Consider the following 20599-nt stretch of genomic DNA (forward strand, 5'->3'; position numbering starts at 1 on the left):
AGACGATTAAAAGGACAGTTAGGTATGACGCCAGAAATTCAAGATGTCTTCCAGTTTGTTTATAAACAAGCTCCGTTTTCTGAATTGCCCGAAGCGGCTGCCAGCTACTTTTCAAAACATATCGAAATTGTTTATCTTAGCCAGACGAATCAACAAGATTGGCTTCAAGATGGCAAGCCAAATCTATATCTGCTGCGCTCAGGTGTGGTTGATCTGATCTCTGCAAAAGACGAAGTCATTGGTCGTATGAGTGAGGGAGATTACTTTGGTTATCCTTCTTTATTAACCGGTGATGCCATTCAAAATCGCATCGAAGTTCAAAAAGATGGCTTGGTTTATATTCTCAATGAGCAGAACTTTGATTTTTTGCGCCGAGAATATAAACCTTTTGAGCAATACTTTGTTAGAGCACATGCTAACCGACTACTTTCTTCTCGTTATAAACAGCAAAGCGAAACTTGGTCAGAGCGGAAAATATCTGAGCTAATGACTAAAGACGCGGTTACTATCGCGCCGACAGCGAGTATTCGTGACGCTGCCAAATTGATGAGCCAGCATCGTGTTTCATCAATTATGGTCACGGAGCAAGCGCGCTTGGTTGGCGTTGTGACGGATAGAGATCTGCGCAATCGAGTTCTAGCGCAAGACAAAGATCCCAGTGCTCCACTTGCTGAGATCATGACGGAAAAGCCAAAACATATTTTCGAAAACAACCGTGTGTTTTCGGCCCTGCATTTAATGCTTAAGCACAATATTCATCACTTGCCAGTGTTAAATGAAGCATATAAACCATTGGGCATGCTGACCAGCACCGATCTGCTGAGACAGCAAAAAAGTGATCCGGTGCAACTTATTGGCAGGATCTATAAAGCGCAAAATCTTCTGGCTATCAAAAACTGCGCTCAGGAGATCCCGGATCTATTGCGTCAATTTTCCTATCATATTGAAGATATTTCACTGATTGGCAAGCTACTAAGTGGCCTCACTGATGCACTAACATCAAGGTTAATCTATTTATATCAACAGCAGCACGGTGCTGCACCATGCCGTTTTGCGTGGATCTGTTTTGGCTCTCAGGCACGAGAAGAGCAGACCTTACATTCAGATCAAGACAATGGTTTGTTGCTACCAGACAATATTAGCGAAAACGATCGTCGTTACTTTGCTGCTTTAGGCGCGTTTGTCTGTGAACAACTCAACGAGTGCGGTATTCAATCTTGCCCGGGAAATATCATGGCTAGTAATGCAGATTGCCGTGGCACAGTTGCCCAGTGGACCGCCAAATTTAGCAAGTGGATCTTGTCTCCTACGCCAAAAGCGATGCTTAATTGCAAGATCTACTTTGATATGCGTTTTATTGATGGCGCCAGTGATCTCTATGCGACCCTGCGCCAATCTTTGGATCAGATCAGTCGAAACGAGTTGTTTTATGCGGCGATGGCGACAGACATCAACGCAAACTCGGTACCGATTGGGATCTTTCAACAATTTAAGCTGGAAAAAGACAAGAGCAAACATAAGTATTTAGATCTGAAAAAACGTGGGGTTGCCATTATCAACGATGTGGTTAGGTTGTATGCGCTAAAGGTTGGGGTTGCAAGAGCTAACACATTAGAGCGCCTAGAGGCGCTGACTAAAAGCCCATTACTTGCTAAGTCGGATATCGACAATCTAAAAGACTGTTGGCGATTCTTAACACAATTGCGGTTAAAGACTCAAATCAACCGTGAAGGATTACCAGGAAATTGTATAAACCCAGAAAATCTCTCTTCTCTTGAACGCCATCAACTCAAAGAAGCATTTTATTTAGTAAAACAAGCACAGCAGGCGAGTGCGTTTAAGTTTGCTCGAGGGAGTTTATAAGCAATGAACTGGTTTTCTCACTCAGTTGCTAAGTGGCGCTATAAACATCTGCCGTTTGCGCAAGCCGAGTTGGTGGTGCTTGACCTTGAGCTCACAGGTCTTGATCCTAAGCGCCATGAAATTGTGTCGGCTGGTTGGTTGCCGATTAAAAATATGCGGATCCAAGTGAAAGATGCACAGTATCATTTGAACAGTGAGGTGCAATCGCTTGCACAGAGTCCAGTTTTCCACGGTATTGATAGTAGTCGATTGGCTGACGGTGAGTCCTTACAAACTCTGTTGCTGGCGCTTCAGCGCACGCTCCACGGTAAAGTGTTGGTATGTCATAACGTACAGATGGATTGGGCGTTTCTTAAGGCGGCATTTCAGCGCTTTGAGCTAAACGTAAGACCTGCCTTGCTGTTAGATACCATGCAGATAGATAAGCGTCGTGTGTTAAAGCAAGGCTATCCGCTGGCGCAAGATGCGTTAACACTAAACGCTTGTAGAATGCGTTATGGTTTACCTCCTCACCAATTGCATGATGCGCTTAGCGATGCTTTAGCGACAGCGGAGCTACTGTTGGCGCAATCTCTGGCCATCTGTGCCGGTGGTAAATGTAAAATTGCGGACTTAACTTGAGTTAAAAAATTGCCCTAGCCCCTTACACATTTCACTCAGGTCGATTACAATAGCGCCATCAAAACGAAGGGGAACTTTCGTACTTGCGACTTCATGGATTTTCAATTTAATGACAATCAAGCTTGCAATTAATGGCTTTGGTCGAATAGGGCGTAATATCGTAAGAGCACTCTATGAGTCGGGTCGTCACCACGAAATACAAATTGTAGCCATCAATGAGTTGGCGGATCCTAAAGGGATCGCGCATCTTCTAAAATACGATACCTCACATGGGCGTTTTGCTTTTCCAGTTTCGTTAACAGAATCTTTTTTGGAAGTAGCTGAGGATAAGATCCAGTTATTTTCAGAGCCAGATCCAAGTCACCTGCCTTGGCGCGCGCTGGATGTTGATGTGGTGCTCGATTGCACTGGCGTCTATCATTCTCGTCAGCACGCACTTGCGCATATTCAGGCTGGGGCAAAGAAAGTACTGTTTTCACACCCCGCGGATGCTGATGTTGATGCGACGGTGATCTTCGGTATCAACGAAGAGATATTGTTACCTGAGCACACCATTGTGTCTAACGGCTCATGTACAACAAACTGTATTGTTCCGGTAATTAAAGTGCTAGACGATAAGTTTGGTGTTGAGTCCGGTGCTATTACGACTATTCACGCCTCTATGCATGATCAACAAGTGATTGATGCTTATCACAGTGATTTGCGGCGTACGCGTGCGGCAAGCCAATCCATCATTCCTGTTGATACTAAGCTGGCTCGCGGTATTGAGCGTATTTTACCTAAGTTTCAAGGTCGTTTTGAGGCGATCGCGGTACGGGTGCCAACAATCAATGTTACGGCGATGGATCTGAGCGTTACGCTCAATGAAAATGTCACAATTGATGCGGTAAACTCGGTTCTAAAGCAGGCCGCTGGTGGTCGTTTAGAAGGGGTATTGAGCTACACTGAAGAGCCGCTAGTATCGGTTGATTTTAATCACGATCCACATTCTTGTATTATAGATGGTACGCAAACTCGAGTGAGTCACAAGCGCTTGGTTAAGCTGCTAGTTTGGTGTGATAACGAGTGGGGTTTTGCTAATCGTATGCTTGATACCGCTTGCGTGATGATGCGTGGCTAATCATTTGTTTCAGACGCTGTTATAATCAAATTGTCTGCACAAAATTAAAACAATAATTCAAACCGAGGTAGCAAACGATTGCTGCCTTGTAGATAACAAAATGTATCGTTCTTTAAGGAGATGTCCAATGTCAGTCATTAAGATGGCGGATTTAGATTTAAACGGCAAGCGTGTGTTGATCCGCGAAGACCTAAATGTGCCAATTAAAGATGGCAAAGTCGCGTCGGACGCGCGGATCCGTGCTGCACTACCTAGTATCAAATTAGCGCTAGAAAAAGGTGCTAAAGTGATGGTGATGTCTCACCTTGGTCGTCCAACCGAGGGAGAATATGATGCACAATACTCCATGCAGCCGGTTGTGGATTATCTTAATGATGCGTTATCTCAAGATGTACGTTTAGTGACTGACTATCTAGACGGCGTGGATGTACAAGACAATGAAGTTATCGTATTCGAAAACGTGCGTTTTAACGTTGGCGAGAAGAAAGACGATGAAGTACTCGCGAAAAAACTAGCTGCGCTTTGTGATGTCTACGTGATGGATGCCTTTGGTACTGCGCACCGCGCACAGGCTTCAACACATGGTGTTGGCTTGTACGCAGAGGTGGCTTGTGCAGGTCCATTGCTTGCAGCTGAACTCGACGCGCTTGGTAAAGCACTAGATAACCCAGCTCGTCCTTTGGTGGCCATCGTTGGCGGCTCTAAAGTATCAACTAAACTAACCGTGCTTGATTCATTGTCTAAGGTTGTTGACCAACTCGTTACTGGTGGTGGTATTGCGAATACTTTCATTGCTGCAGCGGGTAACCCTGTCGGTAAGTCGCTGTACGAAGCGGATTTGATCCCTGAAGCGAACAAGCTAGTGGCCGCTGCTAGAGCGAATGACGGTGATATTCCTGTTCCGACTGATGTGGTTGTCGGTAATGAGTTTTCAGAATCTGCAGTTGCTACCATTAAAGATGCGAGCGAAGTTTCAGACGAAGACATGATCTTCGACATCGGTCCTGATACTGCAACTCAACTTGCCGAGATCATTGCAAATGCTGGCACTGTGGTTTGGAATGGCCCAGTGGGTGTATTTGAGTTTGATCAATTTGGTAATGGTACTGAAGCGATTGCCAATGCTATCGCTAAGTCGTCAGCATTCTCAATTGCTGGTGGTGGTGATACGTTAGCTGCTATCGATAAGTATGGTGTTGAGCAAGATATCTCTTATATTTCTACAGGTGGTGGTGCTTTCCTTGAATTCCTTGAGGGTAAAACGCTTCCTGCGGTCGCCATGCTTGAGCAGCGAGCTAGAGACTAAAATCGATTGAGGTAGCGTTAAGCTGCCTCTTAATATCAGGTAAACATCACTCTCTCACATACTTGATGTTTGCTTGACGACGCGTAGCGTCCGGTTAGCCAACAAATAAAGTGGTTAACTTCATCAGCGTTGGCTGGTGTAAACATATTATCCGTTCAAACCGATAGCGGTGGCTATCAACAATTGGAGAAAAGCAATATGGCTTTAATCAGTATGCGTCAACTTCTCGATCATGCAGCTGAGCATGGTTATGGCGTTCCGGCATTCAACGTGAATAACCAAGAGCAAATGCGTGCGATTATGGAAGCTGCGGACAAGACAAATAGTCCGGTTATCGTGCAAGGTTCTGCTGGTGCACGTAAATATGCTGGTGCACCATTTATCCGCCACATGATTTTAGCGGCTGTAGAAGAATGGCCTCATATTCCAGTTGTAATGCACCAAGATCATGGTACTTCACCTGCTGTATGCCAGCGCTCAATTCAACTTGGTTTCTCATCAGTCATGATGGACGGCTCTCTAATGGAAGACGGTAAAACGCCTTCAAGCTACGAGTATAATGTGGACGTTACTCGTCGTACTGTTGAAATGGCGCACGCTTGTGGCGTGTCTGTTGAGGGCGAGTTAGGTGTACTTGGTTCTCTTGAAACCGGTGAAGCTGGTGAAGAAGACGGTATTGGCGCTGAAGGTAAATTAACAGAAGATCAGCTACTGACAGATCCTGAAGAAGCTGCAGACTTCGTCAAGAAAACCAATGTAGATGCGCTTGCTATTGCATGCGGTACATCACACGGTGCTTATAAATTTACTCGTCCACCAACGGGCGATATCTTAGCAATTAACCGCATCAAAGAAATCCACGCTCGTATTCCTGATACTCACTTAGTAATGCATGGTTCGTCTTCAGTACCGCAGGATTGGTTAGCAATCATCAATGAGTTTGGTGGCGAAATCCCTGAGACTTACGGTGTACCGGTTGAGCAAATTGTTGAAGGTATTAAATTCGGTGTTCGTAAAGTCAATATCGATACCGATCTACGTTTAGCATCAACAGGTGCGATTCGTCGCCATCTTGCGCAAAACCCAAGCAATTTCGATCCACGTAAATTCTTAGCGGAAGCAACGAAAGCAATGACTGAGATCTGCGTTGCGCGTTATGAAGCGTTCGGCACAGCAGGTCAAGCAGCTAAGATCAAGCCAATTTCACTTGATGATATGCACTTGAGGTATCTAACAGGTGAGTTAGATCCTAAAGTGAAATAACTTACCGGATCAAAATTTGACTAAGTAAAATTGTGCACTGCACTTTGATACTTCAAAAAGCCTCTGAAATAGAGGCTTTTTTGTATCTGATCCTTGATTGAAAGCCAATGTTTAATAGGGCTTGCAAGGTGAAAATACACTTGGACCGCCATTTTACTAGCGAGGTAAATAGGGATCAGATCTTTACTAACAAAGATCATTGTTTAACTAAGTAGATATATTTCAAAACCTCAGATCAATAAGTTAGCCTCGCTTAGATCATTTTTATACCAACGTGATCCAGTGTTAAGTAGTAAGAGGTTAGTAAGAAAATGATCTTGGGGACGATCTTGTTAGTAAAAATCTGATCCTGACTATGGATGATCCCTACCAGTTAATAAAATACTGATCCCAGAGTCAGTTTCTTGATCTCCAGCTAAAAGTGTCTAACTTTAACAATACGAGATCTGTTCGCTACGTCCTCTCTGTCTGGCTTCGGCATCTCAAACCTTGTTGTACTGCGCCCAAATACTATCCAAGGTGATCAAAGATGAAAATGAAATACCTACCATTTGTTGCTCTAAGCCTTTGCTCTATGAGTGTTTGTAGTTATGCAAACGAAGCTGTATCTCTATACGGTAGAGCTCATGTCGGGGTGCAAAACTCTGATAAAGACGGTGATAGCGATACTTCAATTGAGAGTTATAACTCTCGCATGGGGTTAAAGGGATCGACAAAGCTGCAGGATGGGCTTGAGGTCTTTTATAAATATGAATTCCAAGTTGAGATCACAGATCAAGACAAAGATGGTAAGTCAGGTGATAACCTTACAGCACGCTCTCAGTATCTTGGGGTTAAAGGGAGCTATGGTCAGCTCCTGATCGGCCGTGATGATACACCGATGAAAAAGTCGCAAGGCAAAGTGGACTTAATGAATGACTTTTCTGGTGATATTAATTCGTTATTTGTTGGTGAAAATCGCCTTGGTGACACCGTGCAATATACGACCCCGGCTATTAATCATTTGCAGTTTACAGTGAGTTATATTGCCGAAGACAACAGCAAACAAAACGGCGAAGATGGCTTATCTTTGTCGGCAAGTTACGGTGATAGCAAACTCAAGAAAACTAATGTATATGTTGCTGTTGCCCACGACAATAAAGTTGCGGGACAAGACATTAATCGCGTGACGGTACAAGGAAAACTGGGAGACTTTAAACTCGGCGGTATGTATCAACAAAATGAAGCGATTGATAGTGATGAGGAAGTAGATAGCTTCATGGTGAGTGCTGCTTACCAGATTGAGTCATATACCTTACTTGCCCAGTATCAAGATTCGGATGGGGCTGCAGGTAAGCTGAAAGACTCTGGCAATGCAGCCTCAGTAGGTGTGGAAAAAAGTCTAAGTAAACAAGCTCGTATGTATCTTTGGTATTCGAAATTTTCTTTGGATAACAACGAAGATCACAACACGATGGCGGTCACATTGAGATATGACTTTTAATTTACAAAGGCGTAAGGCTATTTACAAAAAGTATGCTGATTTTGCGGTGAATTGCAGCGTAGTTTTTGTAGTATGGTTTGGAGATCGTAGTCCATATTTCGAAAACACTATTTTGAGACCAATATTTTAGTATAAAATATATTTAAAATCATATTATTACAAATAAATAAGGTATTCCCTTTGTAGCCAAAAAAGAGATTTTTTTGGCTTGTTTTGCGTTTACACGTTACACTTTCATAAAAATGTCACAGTTAGTCATAATAATGACATCAACAACGTCGGTAACGAGAGAACATTGGGAATGTCACGTAAAGTACTTGTAGTTGATGATGAAGCACCTATCAGAGAAATGTTGGTGTTCGTACTAGAGCAAAATGGTTTTCAAGCAATTGAAGCGGAAGACTATGATTCAGCAGTTGCTGCTATGGTAGAACCTTATCCAGATATGGTGCTACTAGACTGGATGCTGCCAGGAGGCAGTGGTATTCAAATTGCTAAAAAGTTTAAGCAAAGTGAATATACCCGTCAGATCCCAATCATCATGCTAACGGCAAGAGGTGAAGAGGAAGACAAAGTTAAAGGATTAGAGGTTGGTGCGGATGATTATGTGACAAAGCCTTTCTCTCCTAAAGAGCTAATGGCTCGTATTAAAGCGGTAATGCGTCGAGTTTCACCGACGTCGCTAGAAGAAGCGATAGAAGTTCACGGATTACGTTTAGACCCTATTTCTCACCGAGTGACATCCGCGGGCACTGAGTTAGATATGGGGCCGACAGAGTTTCGTTTATTACATTTCTTCATGACACACCCTGAACGTGTTTATAGCCGTGAACAGCTGTTAGATCACGTATGGGGCACTAATGTGTACGTTGAAGATCGCACTGTAGACGTTCATATTCGTCGCTTACGTAAAGCTATCGCACCGCTTGGCCACGATCGCTTAGTGCAAACCGTACGTGGTGCAGGTTACCGCTTTTCGAGTAAACTGTAATTAGTATTCCAAGAGGAACTGAATTATTTGGTTCCTAAATGGATTTAGTCTATGTATCGAGTGATTGATAAACAGGCGTTAACGAGACGCCTGTTTTTGTATTTCCTACCACTAGCCTTAATTGGCTATTTAGTCAGTGCACCTTTTCTGTTTCTTTTCATAGGTGCTTTCGTCTTATTAGTTTGGCATTACAAACAACTCTATCGTTTGAGCGACTGGCTGCTCAATCAACGTAGTTTTAATCCACCTGAAGGTAAGGGCGCTTGGGAGCAAGTGTTTGAAGGGATCTATCAGCTTCAGCAACGTAATCGTAAAAAGCGTAATGAGCTCGCGGAACTGATCCGACGCTTTCGTGAGGGGGCTGAAGCTATCCCAGACGCGGTCGTTGTACTGCAACAAGATCTCAGTATTGTGTGGTGTAACCAATTAGCTTTGAAAGTGTTAGGTTTGCAATGGCCTACAGATCATGGTCAAAGATTGGATAACCTTATCCGAGATCCTAAATTTGTAAAATACATGCATGAACATCGCTTTGATGAAGCATTAGAGCTTGAGACCGGACTTGCACATGAGCAAGTGTTGGAAATACGAGTCATGCCTTATGCCGAGCAGCTTATGCTAGTGGCGCGTGATGTCAGCCGACTAAAGCAATTAGAGCAAATGCGCAAAGACTTTGTCGCAAATGTATCTCATGAGCTAAGGACGCCGCTAACCGTCATGGCTGGCTATCTAGAGATGATGGATAGCGATAATATGCCACCCCCCGCGATGTGGGCTAAAGCACATGGCACTATGATAGATCAGTGTAAACGGATGGATAGTCTGGTAAATCAACTTCTTTCCTTGTCTCGAATCGAAGGGGCGAGAAAGCAAGACAATGACAAAGCCGTGAATATTCCTGCCATGCTTGATCTTATTCATACCGAAGCGAAGTCACTTAATCAGGAAAAGGGCCATGAGCTCGTTTTTGATATTGATCCGACTTTGGATATCAAAGGGGCTGGGGATGAGTTACGCAGTGCTTACTCAAATTTAATTTTTAATGCTATTCATTACACTAAACCCGGTGGGCACATTCGTGTACGTTGGTATTTAGAAAACGACTTGCCGACCTTTAGTGTCGTCGATAATGGCGATGGTATCGCGCCTGAACACATTAACCGACTAACTGAACGTTTTTACCGTGTGGATAAAGCACGAAGCCGAAAAACAGGCGGCTCGGGCCTTGGTTTAGCAATTACTAAACATGTGTTGTCTCGTCATGACTCAGCTTTACATATTGAAAGCAAAGTGGGTGAAGGCTCTCGCTTTTGGTTTACTTTCCCCAAACAAAAGCGAATTTTTATGACAAATGATGAAAGTCATAAAAGTGTAATTTAAGAGTAATTTTATTGTCATTTTATCGCTGCACAATGAGCTGCGTAAAATAACTGGGACCAACAACTGGAGTGACCCCAATGAAATTTAAAAGCTTAGTTGCCGCAATGGGTGTGGCTATTACTACATTAGTTTCTACTCAAGTATCTGCTTTAGACGAAAAGTTACCAGAGTATAATAAAACCAGCGGTATCTCAGGAAACTTCTCTTCTGTAGGTTCTGATACGCTTGCCAACATGATGACGTTTTGGGCAGAAGAATATAAAAGAATTTACCCTAACGTAAATATCCAAATCCAAGCTGCTGGTTCTTCTACTGCGCCACCTGCACTAACGGAAGCAACGGCAAACTTCGGCCCAATGAGCCGTAAGATGAAATCAAAAGAAATCGAAGCTTTTGAAAAGCGTTATGGTTATAAGCCAACAGAAATCCGCGTAGCAATTGATGCGCTCGCAGTATTTGTACACAAAGATAACCCAATTGAAGGCTTAACAATTGAACAGGTTGATTCAATCTTCTCTTCAACGCGCAAGTGTGGTTCGGCAGCACAGGCAAATCGCTGGAGTGATGTTGGTCTAACGGGTGATTGGGCAGCAAAAGATATTCAGCTTTATGGTCGTAACTCAGTATCTGGTACTTATGGTTACTTCAAGAAAAAAGCGCTGTGTAAAGGTGACTTCCGCAATAATGTTAACGAGCAGCCAGGTTCTGCCTCTGTAGTACAGTCTATCTCGTCTTCAGTGAATGCGATTGGTTATTCTGGTATCGGTTATAAAACGTCAGGCGTACGTACCGTACCATTAGCGAAAAAAGGCACGAACTACGTTGATGCAACATTAGAAAATGTGGCACAGGGCAAATACCCACTGTCTCGCTTCCTATATCTATATGTGAACAAGCACCCTAATAAAGAATTAGCACCTATCGAGGCTGAATTCTTGAAGATGGTATTGTCTAAAGAAGGTCAAAAGATTGTTGAGAAAGATGGTTACGTTCCTCTTTCTAGCGAAATGGCGACACGTGAATTGAAAAAGTTAGGTTTACTTTAATCAATTACTCAACCCGCTAATTACTTGTTGTTATTGATGCCGCTCATTGAGCGGCATTTTTTATTTTCACACTTATATGTTCCCAGATTGAATAATTTGTTTAAATCTTCATCCTCAAGCGGCAAAAAAGCTGGAAATATTCTATATTTAGTTAAAATTTATAATAAATCAGTCGATAATGAACTCGTCTTACTTCAAAAGGTGTATATATGAGTCTAGGTACTGCTTTTGCTGATCTTAGTATCACCAAAAAGATCCACGCAATTACGCTCGTTGCGGTTGTCGCTTTTGTGGTTATCGTGTTTGTTAATTACAACGCTATTAGTTCTAACCAAAGGGCCTTAAATGAATTAGAGGAGCAGACATACAAAATTCTTAACCTCGCCACAGAAAACGCAAATAAGCTGCAGAATTTAGATGAGCTATTCACTCAAGCTGTAACCTTCGGGGATGCTGAATTACTAGATAAAGCAAAAGAATATCAACAGCAAATCCAAGCTAACTTGCAAAAAATTGAGTCGGTACAAAGTGGCTTTATGCCCTCAGATAATAGCGATGAACTTACGCAGTACGGCAAAATTGCGCAACAAATTGCTGGAGGAATGATAGATGGTACAGCTGATTTTTCCCGTATCCAAGAAGATGCCAAAAAGAAAACTGAAATCTACGAAGGCTTAGTCGCAGATTTTACCAAGGCTAAAACGAACGCGAATGATCGTTTTGTTGAATTACTTCAAAATACCGAAGAGCGCTCAGCAAACGCGCTCACGATAATGTTGATTGTGGCCGTTATTTCTTTACTTGTGCTGGTTTTCTTAGCGGTTATGATCGCAAGAGGTATAGGCAACTCAGCTAAGGATGCGGCGCAAAATCTGAAACTATTAGCGCAAGGGCAGGGTTCTTTGTCCACCACGCTCAATGTGCGCTCTCACGATGAAATTGGCCAGGTATCCATAAACTTTAATGAATTTGTCGGGTTACTAAAAGGGGCTGTTGTTGAGGTGATGAGTGTCGTCGAACCTTTGATGAAAGACTCAAGTCGCCTTATTCAGGGGATGGAAAAAGCTGAAGGGGCAACGAATCAACAAACGCATGACGCGGAAGTAGTACGTCAGTCTATGGAAGAAATGCGGTTAAGTGTGGGTGATATCTCTCATTCAGCGTCACAAGCTTCTGATGCTGCTCAGCTGGCAGAACAAGAAGTTGAGCAGAGTAAGCGCCAAATTCAGGTGTCAGTTAACGAATCACAAGCGTTAAGTGAAGAAATTAATCATGCAGCAGAGACGATCAATAAGCTAGCTGATGATACACAGAACGTGACGCAAATCTTAAATGTGATCACATCAATTGCAGAGCAAACCAATTTACTTGCCTTGAATGCTGCGATTGAGGCGGCTCGTGCTGGTGAGCAAGGTCGAGGTTTTGCGGTGGTTGCTGATGAAGTCCGCGAATTAGCCTCAAGAACAGCAAAGTCGACCAATGAGATAAGAGAACTTTTAAATGTGCTAACAGAAGCAGCAAATCAAGCGGTGAAAGCAATGACAAGTGCAAGCAGTATGGCAATTAATAATGCTGAAGCTGCTGCACAAACTGGGCAGTCGATTGAGCAGATAGCAGCACAAATCTTGTCAATTAATAGCATGAATGGTCAAATTGCTGCGGCAACGGAGGAACAGACCTCGGTAGCCGCTATGGTAGTAAACAATGTGACATCTATGCACCAGTCTTTCCAAGACACAATGCAAGCGTTGAATGAAGTACAAGACGTTGCTGAGAATCTCCATGTACTGTCCGACAACTTGAAAGATGCAACCTCAAAATTTAGAGTCTAATGCTTTAATTTTTAAACGATAAATAAAAACAGCCACATTAAGTGGCTGTTTTTATTTGATGAGGAATATTAGGGCCTGTTTATCTTTCAAGTTTGCTTTTGCAGCAGTTTGATTGGTATTTATACAAGGCAGAGCCTGCGTAGCATAGTCATTCTATGTGAGTCAGGCGAGAACACAGTAGAAATGCCAATCAAGCGCTGCCCTTTGGGTTCACCTGAGTGCGCTTTGTTCATTGTTGCTCAACTTTTGCCTAGATCACTAGGCGGCAAGTCGGGCGTCGCGACCAAAACCCACTCAGAAGAACAAAAATCAAACAGCAAAGGTCAACAGGCCCTAGTATTTACCAATCACTTTGACGGCACCGGTTACTTTAGTAGCATCGATATAACCAATTGCGTCTGCATTGCTCGAAACAAAATCGATTACCGCTTGATCGCTATCTAGCTTCTTCGGAGGTGTTCCCTTACCGGTGAATACTAATTTAGACCAATGGGCATTTAGCTGAGAGCTAGATTTACCAATCACTTTGTCGTTAAACTCGTCAAATACCGCGTTACCATCCTGATTCACAGGGGTCGCACTACTACCATCGGCAAATGATTTGCTTTTGCCAAGGAATAATTTTTTGATAGTACCATCATCTACAGTAGATGCATTTGCTGAGTTCACGATAACAGCAACATCTGCTAAAACTGCCTGACTGGCTAATAGTAGCCCTAAGGTCATTATTTTTTTAATCATATTAACCTCCGTTAGAATACTAAATCGATACCGAAGCTCAACAGTTCAACTTTTTGATCTGTTAGCGTGTTATCGAATTGGTTTAGTTCAATCTTGAATGCTGCTGACGGATGGAAGTCATAACGTGCACCAATACTCCACGTTTCTGATTCTGCACGAGCGCCTGCAAGCGCACCATTAACAAGTGTTCTTAAATAAGGTGCATTTGGATTGGTTGGATCGGTCGTGACAGGAATGGTTACACCATTTGGAGCGGTGATGGTGAGTGGGACAGAGTTAAACTCGTCGTTGTCATTCTTATCTTCATTGTGTTCGTAGGTTAGGTGGACTGTCCATGCATCAATACGGTAACCGAGGGAAGCGTAATACTGCTGTTGTTTAGCAAGTATGCTGTTATCCACTTCAAACTGAGTGTATTCTGCATCGAATAAGATATCGTTGTAGTCGATAGCAATACCAATCGCGGCAAAGTAAGCATCATCTTTATCGACAGCAATATCATCCGCTTGTTGCGTTAGCCCGTAGCCAGTTAACCCTGCCAATAATCCCGATAGTTCAGGGCTATTAGCTGCGCTAATGCTCGCTTCGGTAGCAAAGTAGGCCGCACGCGCACTGAACCAATCTCTGCTTAGTGTCCAGTTAATACCTACCGTGTTATTTAACTCAGCTTCATCTGAGTAGGTAATAGCAACAATGTCGTCATCTACGCTGCCTAAAGCTAGCTGTACAGTGCTTTCCCACTCCCCTAATGTCGAGTTATGGATATAACTCAATCCGTTATAGGTGCTAAAGCTTAGGTTATATACAGATTGAGGTGGTTTAACCCAGCGGTATGCATAGCCCACATCTAAAAAGTCAGAATAGCGATAGAATGGTATACGCATTTTACCTGCGCTTATCTGCGAAGAATCTGAAATCGCATAAGTTAAGTATGCCCATTCAAACTCGGCATCAAAGTCATTCTGGCCACGACCTACGATCTGTGCTGTGGCAGTTAGACTTTCTTGTAGATCGGCGGACAGCTGTAAAGCAAATAAGCTACGATTTTCCATATCAAAATCATTATCATAGCCATATAGTGTGTCGTCACTATCTAGCGTTTGACCACCAATAATGGAAGCAAAACCATTAATTCTGATCTCAGCGGCACTTTGAAAACTCACTGTCCCAAGCGCTATCGCTAATGCAATTGCAGATTTTTTCATATTGATTCCCATTTTCTTTGCAAAGAGTCGTGTCTGTAACACGCATTAAAAGCACTGATACTGAGCTCAACAGTCGTGTTACTTTTGTCTTAGAGATTAGAATAAAAACCAGAAATAACAAGTTATTAAGAAAAGTTAGTGCTTACAACCTGCATTGTTTAGTAAATCAAGCCTTAAGCCAAGCTAAGTTGGTGTTGTATGTCTATCTCATCAGACCAGTTTATTGTATCGCAAAATATTCTAAAAAGGTGAATAAAAAATAACTGATGGAGTCAGGAGGTATTTGTATTTAAAAGAATAAAGGGGATTTTTTGCTAAAAAAAAGCAAACTATCGTTTGCTCTCGGTAATTTTTTCAGCCTGTACTTTGCAGGCATTATACTGCTCAATACATTTATCCGTGCATATCTGTAACGACATTGTCTCTGGCGTGTTTTGCATCTCACAGTTGCGCTCGCATTGATAATTCTGTTGTGCACATTGATTCAACTCAGGTGAGATAGAGTTACTACACCCCAGTAGGGTGCTAGAAAGTACTAACAAGGCGAACGCAATTTTCATTATTATTCCTTAGACTGTGACTTGAATATTATCAATCAGTCTGACTTTACCGAGAAAAGCTGCGGCAAGAATGACGAGTTGACTATCCTCGAGTGTAGCAGGTTTCAAGCTATCTTTTTGACAAATGTTAAAATAATCCAACTTTAAACCTGCATTATGCAGCATTTCTGTTGCATTTTTTGTTACCTTCGAAAAATCTTTTTCGCCATTTTCTATAGCGCCAGCTGCTGCTTTTAGTGCTTGAAAAAGTACTTTAGCAGTATCTTTTTCTGATTCCGAGAGGTAGCCATTACGTGAGCTCATCGCCAGTCCAGAAACTTCTCTTTGAGTCGCAACACCAATCACTTCAACAGGAATAGACAGGTCTTTCACCATTGTTTTGATAACCTGTAACTGTTGAAAGTCTTTTTCACCAAAGCAGGCAAAATCAGGTTGTACTAAGTTAAACAGTTTAGTGACAACCGTTGCAACGCCACGAAAGTGTCCTGGGCGTGTGCCACCACAATGTCCTTCTGATACTCCTGGTACATCAACAAAACTTTGCGCATTTAGGCCGTTAGGATATATGGTCTCAACGGTAGGCGTAAACACAATATCAGTTTCTAGTTCTGCAAGGCCTTGCTTGTCTTGCTCAAGCGTACGTGGATAGCTGTCGAGGTCTTCGTTCGCACCAAATTGCATTGGATTTACAAAGATACTGACAACGACTTTATCCGCTAGGGTTTTTGCTTTTTCTACTAAGGAAAAATGACCACGGTGAAGGTTGCCCATCGTTGGTACGAAGGCAATGCTCAACCCTTGTTGGCGCCAAGCTTTAATCTGGCTTCGTAACGATTTAATCTCAGTAACTGATTGCATGTTGTACTCTAACTCAATAATAACAATACTAACCCAAACAAAACGCTTGGATCAGACTCAGCGATAAGCATCGCTCATCGCAAATTTAATTAAATTCGTGATCAGGCCCCGGGAACTCACCTGATTGCACGTCTGCACAAAACTTTTTCACCGCATCTGGCATGTTGCCAGTTTCGAGCAGGAAGTTCTTCGAAAACTTAGGAATATATCCTGCAGAAATACCAACCAAGTCATGCATAACCAAAATTTGGCCATCGGTCTCTTTACCTGCGCCAATACCAATGACTGGAATTGTCACTGCGTCGGTAATGCGTTTAGCCAGTGCTGAAGGTACGCATTCAATCACAATCATTTGTGCACCAGCACGTTCTAACGCTTGTGCATCGGCTATCATCTTTTGCGCTTGTGCTTCTTCACGACCTTGAATTTTAAAGCCGCCAAACACGTGCACTGATTGTGGGGTTAAACCTAAATGACCACAAACTGGGATCCCTTGCTGAGTAAGCAGTGCAATGCTGTCGTAAAGCCATTCACCACCTTCAAGCTTAACCATATTAGCACCAGAGCGCATCAAGGTAGCTGCATTCTGACAGGCTGACTGCGGATCTGAATAGCTCATAAAAGGCATATCGGCGATAACGAATAGCTCTTTACTACCAGCTCTGACACAACGGGTGTGATAGGCAATGTCATCCGTGGTAACGGCTAAAGTGTCTTCACCACCTTGTAAAACCATACCCAGAGAATCACCCACTAAGATGACATCTACGCCATTGTCGTGAAATAACTTTGCAAAACTTGCATCGTATGCGGTGAGGGCTGTTATTTTTGTTCCTTCACGCTTCATTTTGGCAAGTGTTGAGACGGAAATTTTTGCCATGGTAAACCCCTTGGATTGGTTTATTTGAGGATTGTTAATCCGTTAAGTGGTAACTTTTGTGTTAAAGAGCTAAGCTCAGTGCCATCAGGTAATTTGAGTTCTGGCGCTATCTCTAACAGTGGATAGACGACAAATTCTCTTTCTTTCAAGCCGTAATGTGGCACCGTCAGTCTATCACTGTTAATGGTGTCGGTATTAAAAAGCAGTATATCCAAATCGAGCGTGCGCGGTCCCCAGCGCTCAGCTTTGCGTACACGACCATGTTCAAGCTCTATTTGTTGCAACACATCGAGTAAAGATGCTGCTGTTAATGATGTCGCTAGTTTTGCTACGGCATTCACATAATCAGGTTGATCTTGAGGGCCCATAGGTTTTGAGCCATACAGGCTAGAGTGCTGGACAAGCGAGAGGTCTGGATGGGCGGCGAGCACATCGAGTGCTCGCTGTATTTGTGCCATCGGTTCGGATAGGTTTGCACCCAATCCAATGTACGCAATATTCATTTAATCTTCTTTCGGTTTTCTTTTTGGCTTACGTCTATTATAACGACGCTTAGGTTTGCTTTGGTTACCTAAGTTGCGCACCATGTCTTTTTGGCCGGTGACGTCATTCTTGAGGTAGTCAGTCCACCAAGCTGCAAGTTCTTCTTGCTCTTGTTCACCACTTTCAACACGCAATAATAGGAAATCATATGCGGCTTTGAATCTCGGCTGCAAGCTTAGGCGGTATGCACGCTGGCCTGAACGTTTATCTAGGCGTTGTTGAATATGCCAGATATCTCGGGCACCTAAAGTAAAGCGTTTAGGCACTGCAACGTGTTTAGCATTTTCAGCAAGGACGTGATTAATGGCTTGCATAAAGGCATCATATTCATTCATACCTTCGGCCGCGAGCGCTTCGCTTTTAGCTAAAATAGGGAACCATAAAAGTGCTGCATAGATAAATGCAGGGGTTACTTTTTTATCCGCGTTGATACGGCTATCCGTATTGGCAAACATTTGCTGAATAAAGCGACGCTCAAAGTCATTATCAGGCTGTGCTAGGATTTTATCTAACGCCGGGAATAATTGTGCAAACAAGCCGTATTCACGCATCTGAAGAAAGTTTTCTTCCGCTTTACCATTTAAAAATAGCTTTAGCGTTTCTTCGAACAAGCGTGCAGCTGGAATATGCCCAAGTAACGGCGCTAGTGCTTTAATCGGAGTGCGGGTCGGGGTAGCAATCTCCATATCCAGTTTGGTTGCAAAGCGGATAGCTCTGAGCATACGTACCGGATCTTCGCGATAGCGAGTTTCAGGATCGCCAATCAGCTCAATTTTACGTGCTTTAATGTCAGCAACACCGCCGGCAAAGTCGCGTAAAGTAAAGTCATTGATCGAATAATATAGCGCATTGATAGTAAAGTCGCGGCGCTCGGCGTCTTCTTCAATACTGCCGTAGACATTGTCGCGTAATAGCTGCCCGTGTTCGCTGGCTTGACTTGTCGTGGCACAAGAATCATCACTTTGATGGTGGCCACGCATGGTGGCAACTTCAATAATTTCTCGTCCAAAAACAATGTGCGCAAGGCGGAAGCGACGACCTATTAAGCGACAGTTACGGAAGAGCTTTTTGATTTGTTCAGGTGTTGCATTGGTAACGACATCAAAGTCTTTAGGCTCTATTCCTAGCATGATATCGCGTATACAACCACCAACTAGGTAGGCATCATAGCCACCGTCTTTTAAGCGATAGAGCACTTTGATAGCGTTAGGGCTAAATTGTTTACGAGATATACCATGCTCGCTGCGAGGAATTATCGCAGGTGTCGGGCTGGCCATTTTCACCGTCTCATCGCCTTTTCCAGTTACAAACTGGCGGCAAAAGTTTACAAGCTTGGAAATAATAACTCGTCTCCTGAGCAATCAAGTTTTCTATTCTAGTCGTTGTGAACCACTGCTTTTGTCTTAAAACAGGTCGCATTTAAGGCTCGCTATCATATACTCAAATGAGACTAAATTGAAGTACTTGAAAACAGTGGGCGAAAAGCAAAATCACCATTTTCTAGAGAGTCTAGTTGAATTTCTTGTACTTTAGGAACGCTATCTAGACTAAAAATATCAATAGCGTGAGTCAGTAATGCCTCAACATCTTGATAATTATGGAGAGAATCAACCGGCACATGCAAATAACGCAGCGCGGCATAAAGGGTTGGTAACGGGTTATGGTTATCAATAGCTGGAGCATGATTCTGCTTAGATAACTTATATCCGGGCTCTGCGACAGCCAGTGGTACGTGAGCGTACTTAGGTGATGGCTGATTGAGTTGCCGAAATAAACTAATTTGTCTTGCTGTGGGTTCTAGCAGGTCGGCACCACGCACGATATGACTAATCTTTTGCTCTATGTCGTCAACGACCACCACCAATTGATAAGCAAATAAGCCATCGCGGCGTTTAACGATGTAATCTTCATGCGCAATTGCAGGGGGAATGACAACCATGCCCTGTATTGCATCATTAAATTCAGTAACTGGACAGCGCTGCTGTAGGCGTAAAGCATTATCTTGCCAACTTAGCGCTAAAGCTCGGCAATGATTGTCGTAAAACCCACCCATTGCTTTAATTTGCTTTCTTGTACATTGACATGCATACACAAGGGAGTCTGATTTCAGTGTCGTCAAATAGGCTTGGTATAGAGCATGGCGCTGTGATTGATAGGCAACGTCTTCATCCCAATAAAGGCCATATGCTTCAAGAGTGGTTAATATATTGTCGGCAGCACCCGCAACTACGCGCGGTGTATCTATGTCTTCGATGCGAACGAGCCATTTACCTTGATTGACTTTTGCATCTAAATAGCTACTCAGGGCGGCCACTAGAGAGCCGAAATGAAGCGGTCCAGAAGGCGAGGGAGCAAATCGACCGCGATAGCTCCCAGTTTGCTTTAAGCTTGGGGACACAGGGCTGAGATTATCCTCTGCCTTGTTGTTTTTCTTTGATTTCTGCGAGAGATTTACAATCAACACAAAGATCAGCTGTTGGACGCGCTTCTAAACGGCGAATGCCGATTTCAATACCGCACGACTCACAAAAGCCGAAGTCATCATCTTCGATAAGTTGAAGTGTTTTCTCAATTTTCTTGATTAGCTTACGCTCGCGGTCGCGAGTACGCAGTTCAAGAGAAAACTCTTCTTCTTGCGCTGCACGGTCCACAGGATCAGGAAAGTTTGCCGCTTCGTCTTGCATGTGTGTCTTAGTACGATCTACTTCATTACGTAGATCGGCACGCCATGCTTCTAATATCGCTTTGAAATGAGCACGTTGTGCTTCATTCATGTATTCTTCGCCTGGCTTTTCTTGATAAGGTTCTACACCGGCTTGAGCCAATAACCCTAGTTTTTTCTGGTCTGGCATACCATTCTCCTAAATCCTTAATACATAACCCCAGCTTTCGCCGGCGGGTATAAAT

At 43.2% G+C, this 20599-nt stretch carries 19 protein-coding genes; 10 read left to right on the forward strand and 9 right to left on the reverse strand.

All coding sequences use genetic code 11. The features are described 5' to 3' along the window. The first annotated feature begins 24 nt into the window (after positions 1–24). From DS891_RS09935 to DS891_RS09980, 10 genes are all read left to right on the forward strand, one after another. On the forward strand, positions 25–1863 hold the full coding sequence (locus DS891_RS09935; protein ID WP_102057515.1) for a DUF294 nucleotidyltransferase-like domain-containing protein: 1839 nt from the start codon (positions 25–27) through the stop codon (positions 1861–1863). A 3-nt stretch (positions 1864–1866) separates the two neighbouring features. Continuing rightward, positions 1867–2484, forward strand: coding sequence for a 3'-5' exonuclease (locus DS891_RS09940; RefSeq protein ID WP_174169715.1), 618 nt, complete (start codon positions 1867–1869; stop codon positions 2482–2484). Between the two features lie 109 nt (positions 2485–2593). Next, complete coding sequence (gene epd / locus DS891_RS09945; RefSeq protein ID WP_010607557.1) at positions 2594–3604, forward strand: erythrose-4-phosphate dehydrogenase; 1011 nt, start codon at positions 2594–2596, stop codon at positions 3602–3604. 127 nt (positions 3605–3731) lie between these two features. Next, positions 3732–4910: a phosphoglycerate kinase gene (locus DS891_RS09950; protein WP_010607558.1), complete on the forward strand. Its 1179-nt coding sequence runs from the start codon at positions 3732–3734 to the stop codon at positions 4908–4910. A gap of 198 nt (positions 4911–5108) precedes the next feature. Then, entirely contained in the window at positions 5109–6173 is a 1065-nt protein-coding gene (fba, locus tag DS891_RS09955) for a class II fructose-bisphosphate aldolase (RefSeq protein ID WP_010607559.1), read from the forward strand. A gap of 529 nt (positions 6174–6702) precedes the next feature. Then, on the forward strand, positions 6703–7656 hold the full coding sequence (locus tag DS891_RS09960) for a porin (RefSeq protein ID WP_174169716.1): 954 nt from the start codon (positions 6703–6705) through the stop codon (positions 7654–7656). A gap of 301 nt (positions 7657–7957) precedes the next feature. Beyond that, positions 7958–8647 (forward strand): phosphate regulon transcriptional regulator PhoB, encoded by a 690-nt coding sequence (phoB, locus tag DS891_RS09965; protein ID WP_010378755.1) that lies wholly within the window; start codon positions 7958–7960, stop codon positions 8645–8647. A 51-nt stretch (positions 8648–8698) separates the two neighbouring features. Beyond that, positions 8699–10027: a phosphate regulon sensor histidine kinase PhoR gene (phoR, locus tag DS891_RS09970; RefSeq protein WP_174169717.1), complete on the forward strand. Its 1329-nt coding sequence runs from the start codon at positions 8699–8701 to the stop codon at positions 10025–10027. A gap of 77 nt (positions 10028–10104) precedes the next feature. Continuing rightward, positions 10105–11073 (forward strand): PstS family phosphate ABC transporter substrate-binding protein, encoded by a 969-nt coding sequence (locus DS891_RS09975; RefSeq protein ID WP_017216573.1) that lies wholly within the window; start codon positions 10105–10107, stop codon positions 11071–11073. 209 nt (positions 11074–11282) lie between these two features. Further along, positions 11283–12905 carry a methyl-accepting chemotaxis protein gene (locus tag DS891_RS09980; RefSeq protein ID WP_010607563.1) on the forward strand — a complete coding sequence of 541 codons (1623 nt, stop codon included), beginning with the start codon at positions 11283–11285 and terminating at the stop codon, positions 12903–12905. Between the two features lie 333 nt (positions 12906–13238). On the opposite strand, the gene DS891_RS09985 is transcribed toward DS891_RS09980, so the two are convergent. From DS891_RS09985 to dksA, 9 genes are all read right to left on the reverse strand, one after another. Then, the gene (locus DS891_RS09985; RefSeq protein ID WP_102057510.1) at positions 13239–13646 is read right to left on the reverse strand and encodes a phosphate ABC transporter substrate-binding protein; all 408 of its coding nucleotides are present in this window, start codon (positions 13644–13646) and stop codon (positions 13239–13241) included. 11 nt (positions 13647–13657) lie between these two features. Continuing rightward, a complete protein-coding gene (locus tag DS891_RS09990; RefSeq protein ID WP_102057509.1) occupies positions 13658–14851 on the reverse strand; it encodes a porin in 1194 nt (397 codons plus the stop codon). A gap of 329 nt (positions 14852–15180) precedes the next feature. Further along, a complete protein-coding gene (locus DS891_RS09995; protein ID WP_174169718.1) occupies positions 15181–15411 on the reverse strand; it encodes a hypothetical protein in 231 nt (76 codons plus the stop codon). Positions 15412–15420: 9 nt separating this feature from the next. After that, the gene (gene panC / locus DS891_RS10000) at positions 15421–16269 is read right to left on the reverse strand and encodes a pantoate--beta-alanine ligase (RefSeq protein ID WP_010607567.1); all 849 of its coding nucleotides are present in this window, start codon (positions 16267–16269) and stop codon (positions 15421–15423) included. Between the two features lie 85 nt (positions 16270–16354). Beyond that, positions 16355–17149: a 3-methyl-2-oxobutanoate hydroxymethyltransferase gene (gene panB / locus DS891_RS10005; protein WP_010607568.1), complete on the reverse strand. Its 795-nt coding sequence runs from the start codon at positions 17147–17149 to the stop codon at positions 16355–16357. Between the two features lie 20 nt (positions 17150–17169). After that, complete coding sequence (folK, locus tag DS891_RS10010) at positions 17170–17652, reverse strand: 2-amino-4-hydroxy-6-hydroxymethyldihydropteridine diphosphokinase (protein ID WP_010607569.1); 483 nt, start codon at positions 17650–17652, stop codon at positions 17170–17172. Continuing rightward, positions 17653–18969 (reverse strand): polynucleotide adenylyltransferase PcnB, encoded by a 1317-nt coding sequence (gene pcnB, locus DS891_RS10015; protein WP_029215927.1) that lies wholly within the window; start codon positions 18967–18969, stop codon positions 17653–17655. 173 nt (positions 18970–19142) lie between these two features. Next, a complete protein-coding gene (gene gluQRS / locus DS891_RS10020; protein WP_174169719.1) occupies positions 19143–20090 on the reverse strand; it encodes a tRNA glutamyl-Q(34) synthetase GluQRS in 948 nt (315 codons plus the stop codon). 10 nt (positions 20091–20100) lie between these two features. Continuing rightward, positions 20101–20544: an RNA polymerase-binding protein DksA gene (dksA, locus tag DS891_RS10025; protein WP_017216564.1), complete on the reverse strand. Its 444-nt coding sequence runs from the start codon at positions 20542–20544 to the stop codon at positions 20101–20103. Positions 20545–20599 lie beyond the last annotated feature (55 nt).

It is taken from the genome of Pseudoalteromonas sp. JC28 (genome assembly GCF_013319255.1).
Lineage (GTDB): Bacteria > Pseudomonadota > Gammaproteobacteria > Enterobacterales > Alteromonadaceae > Pseudoalteromonas.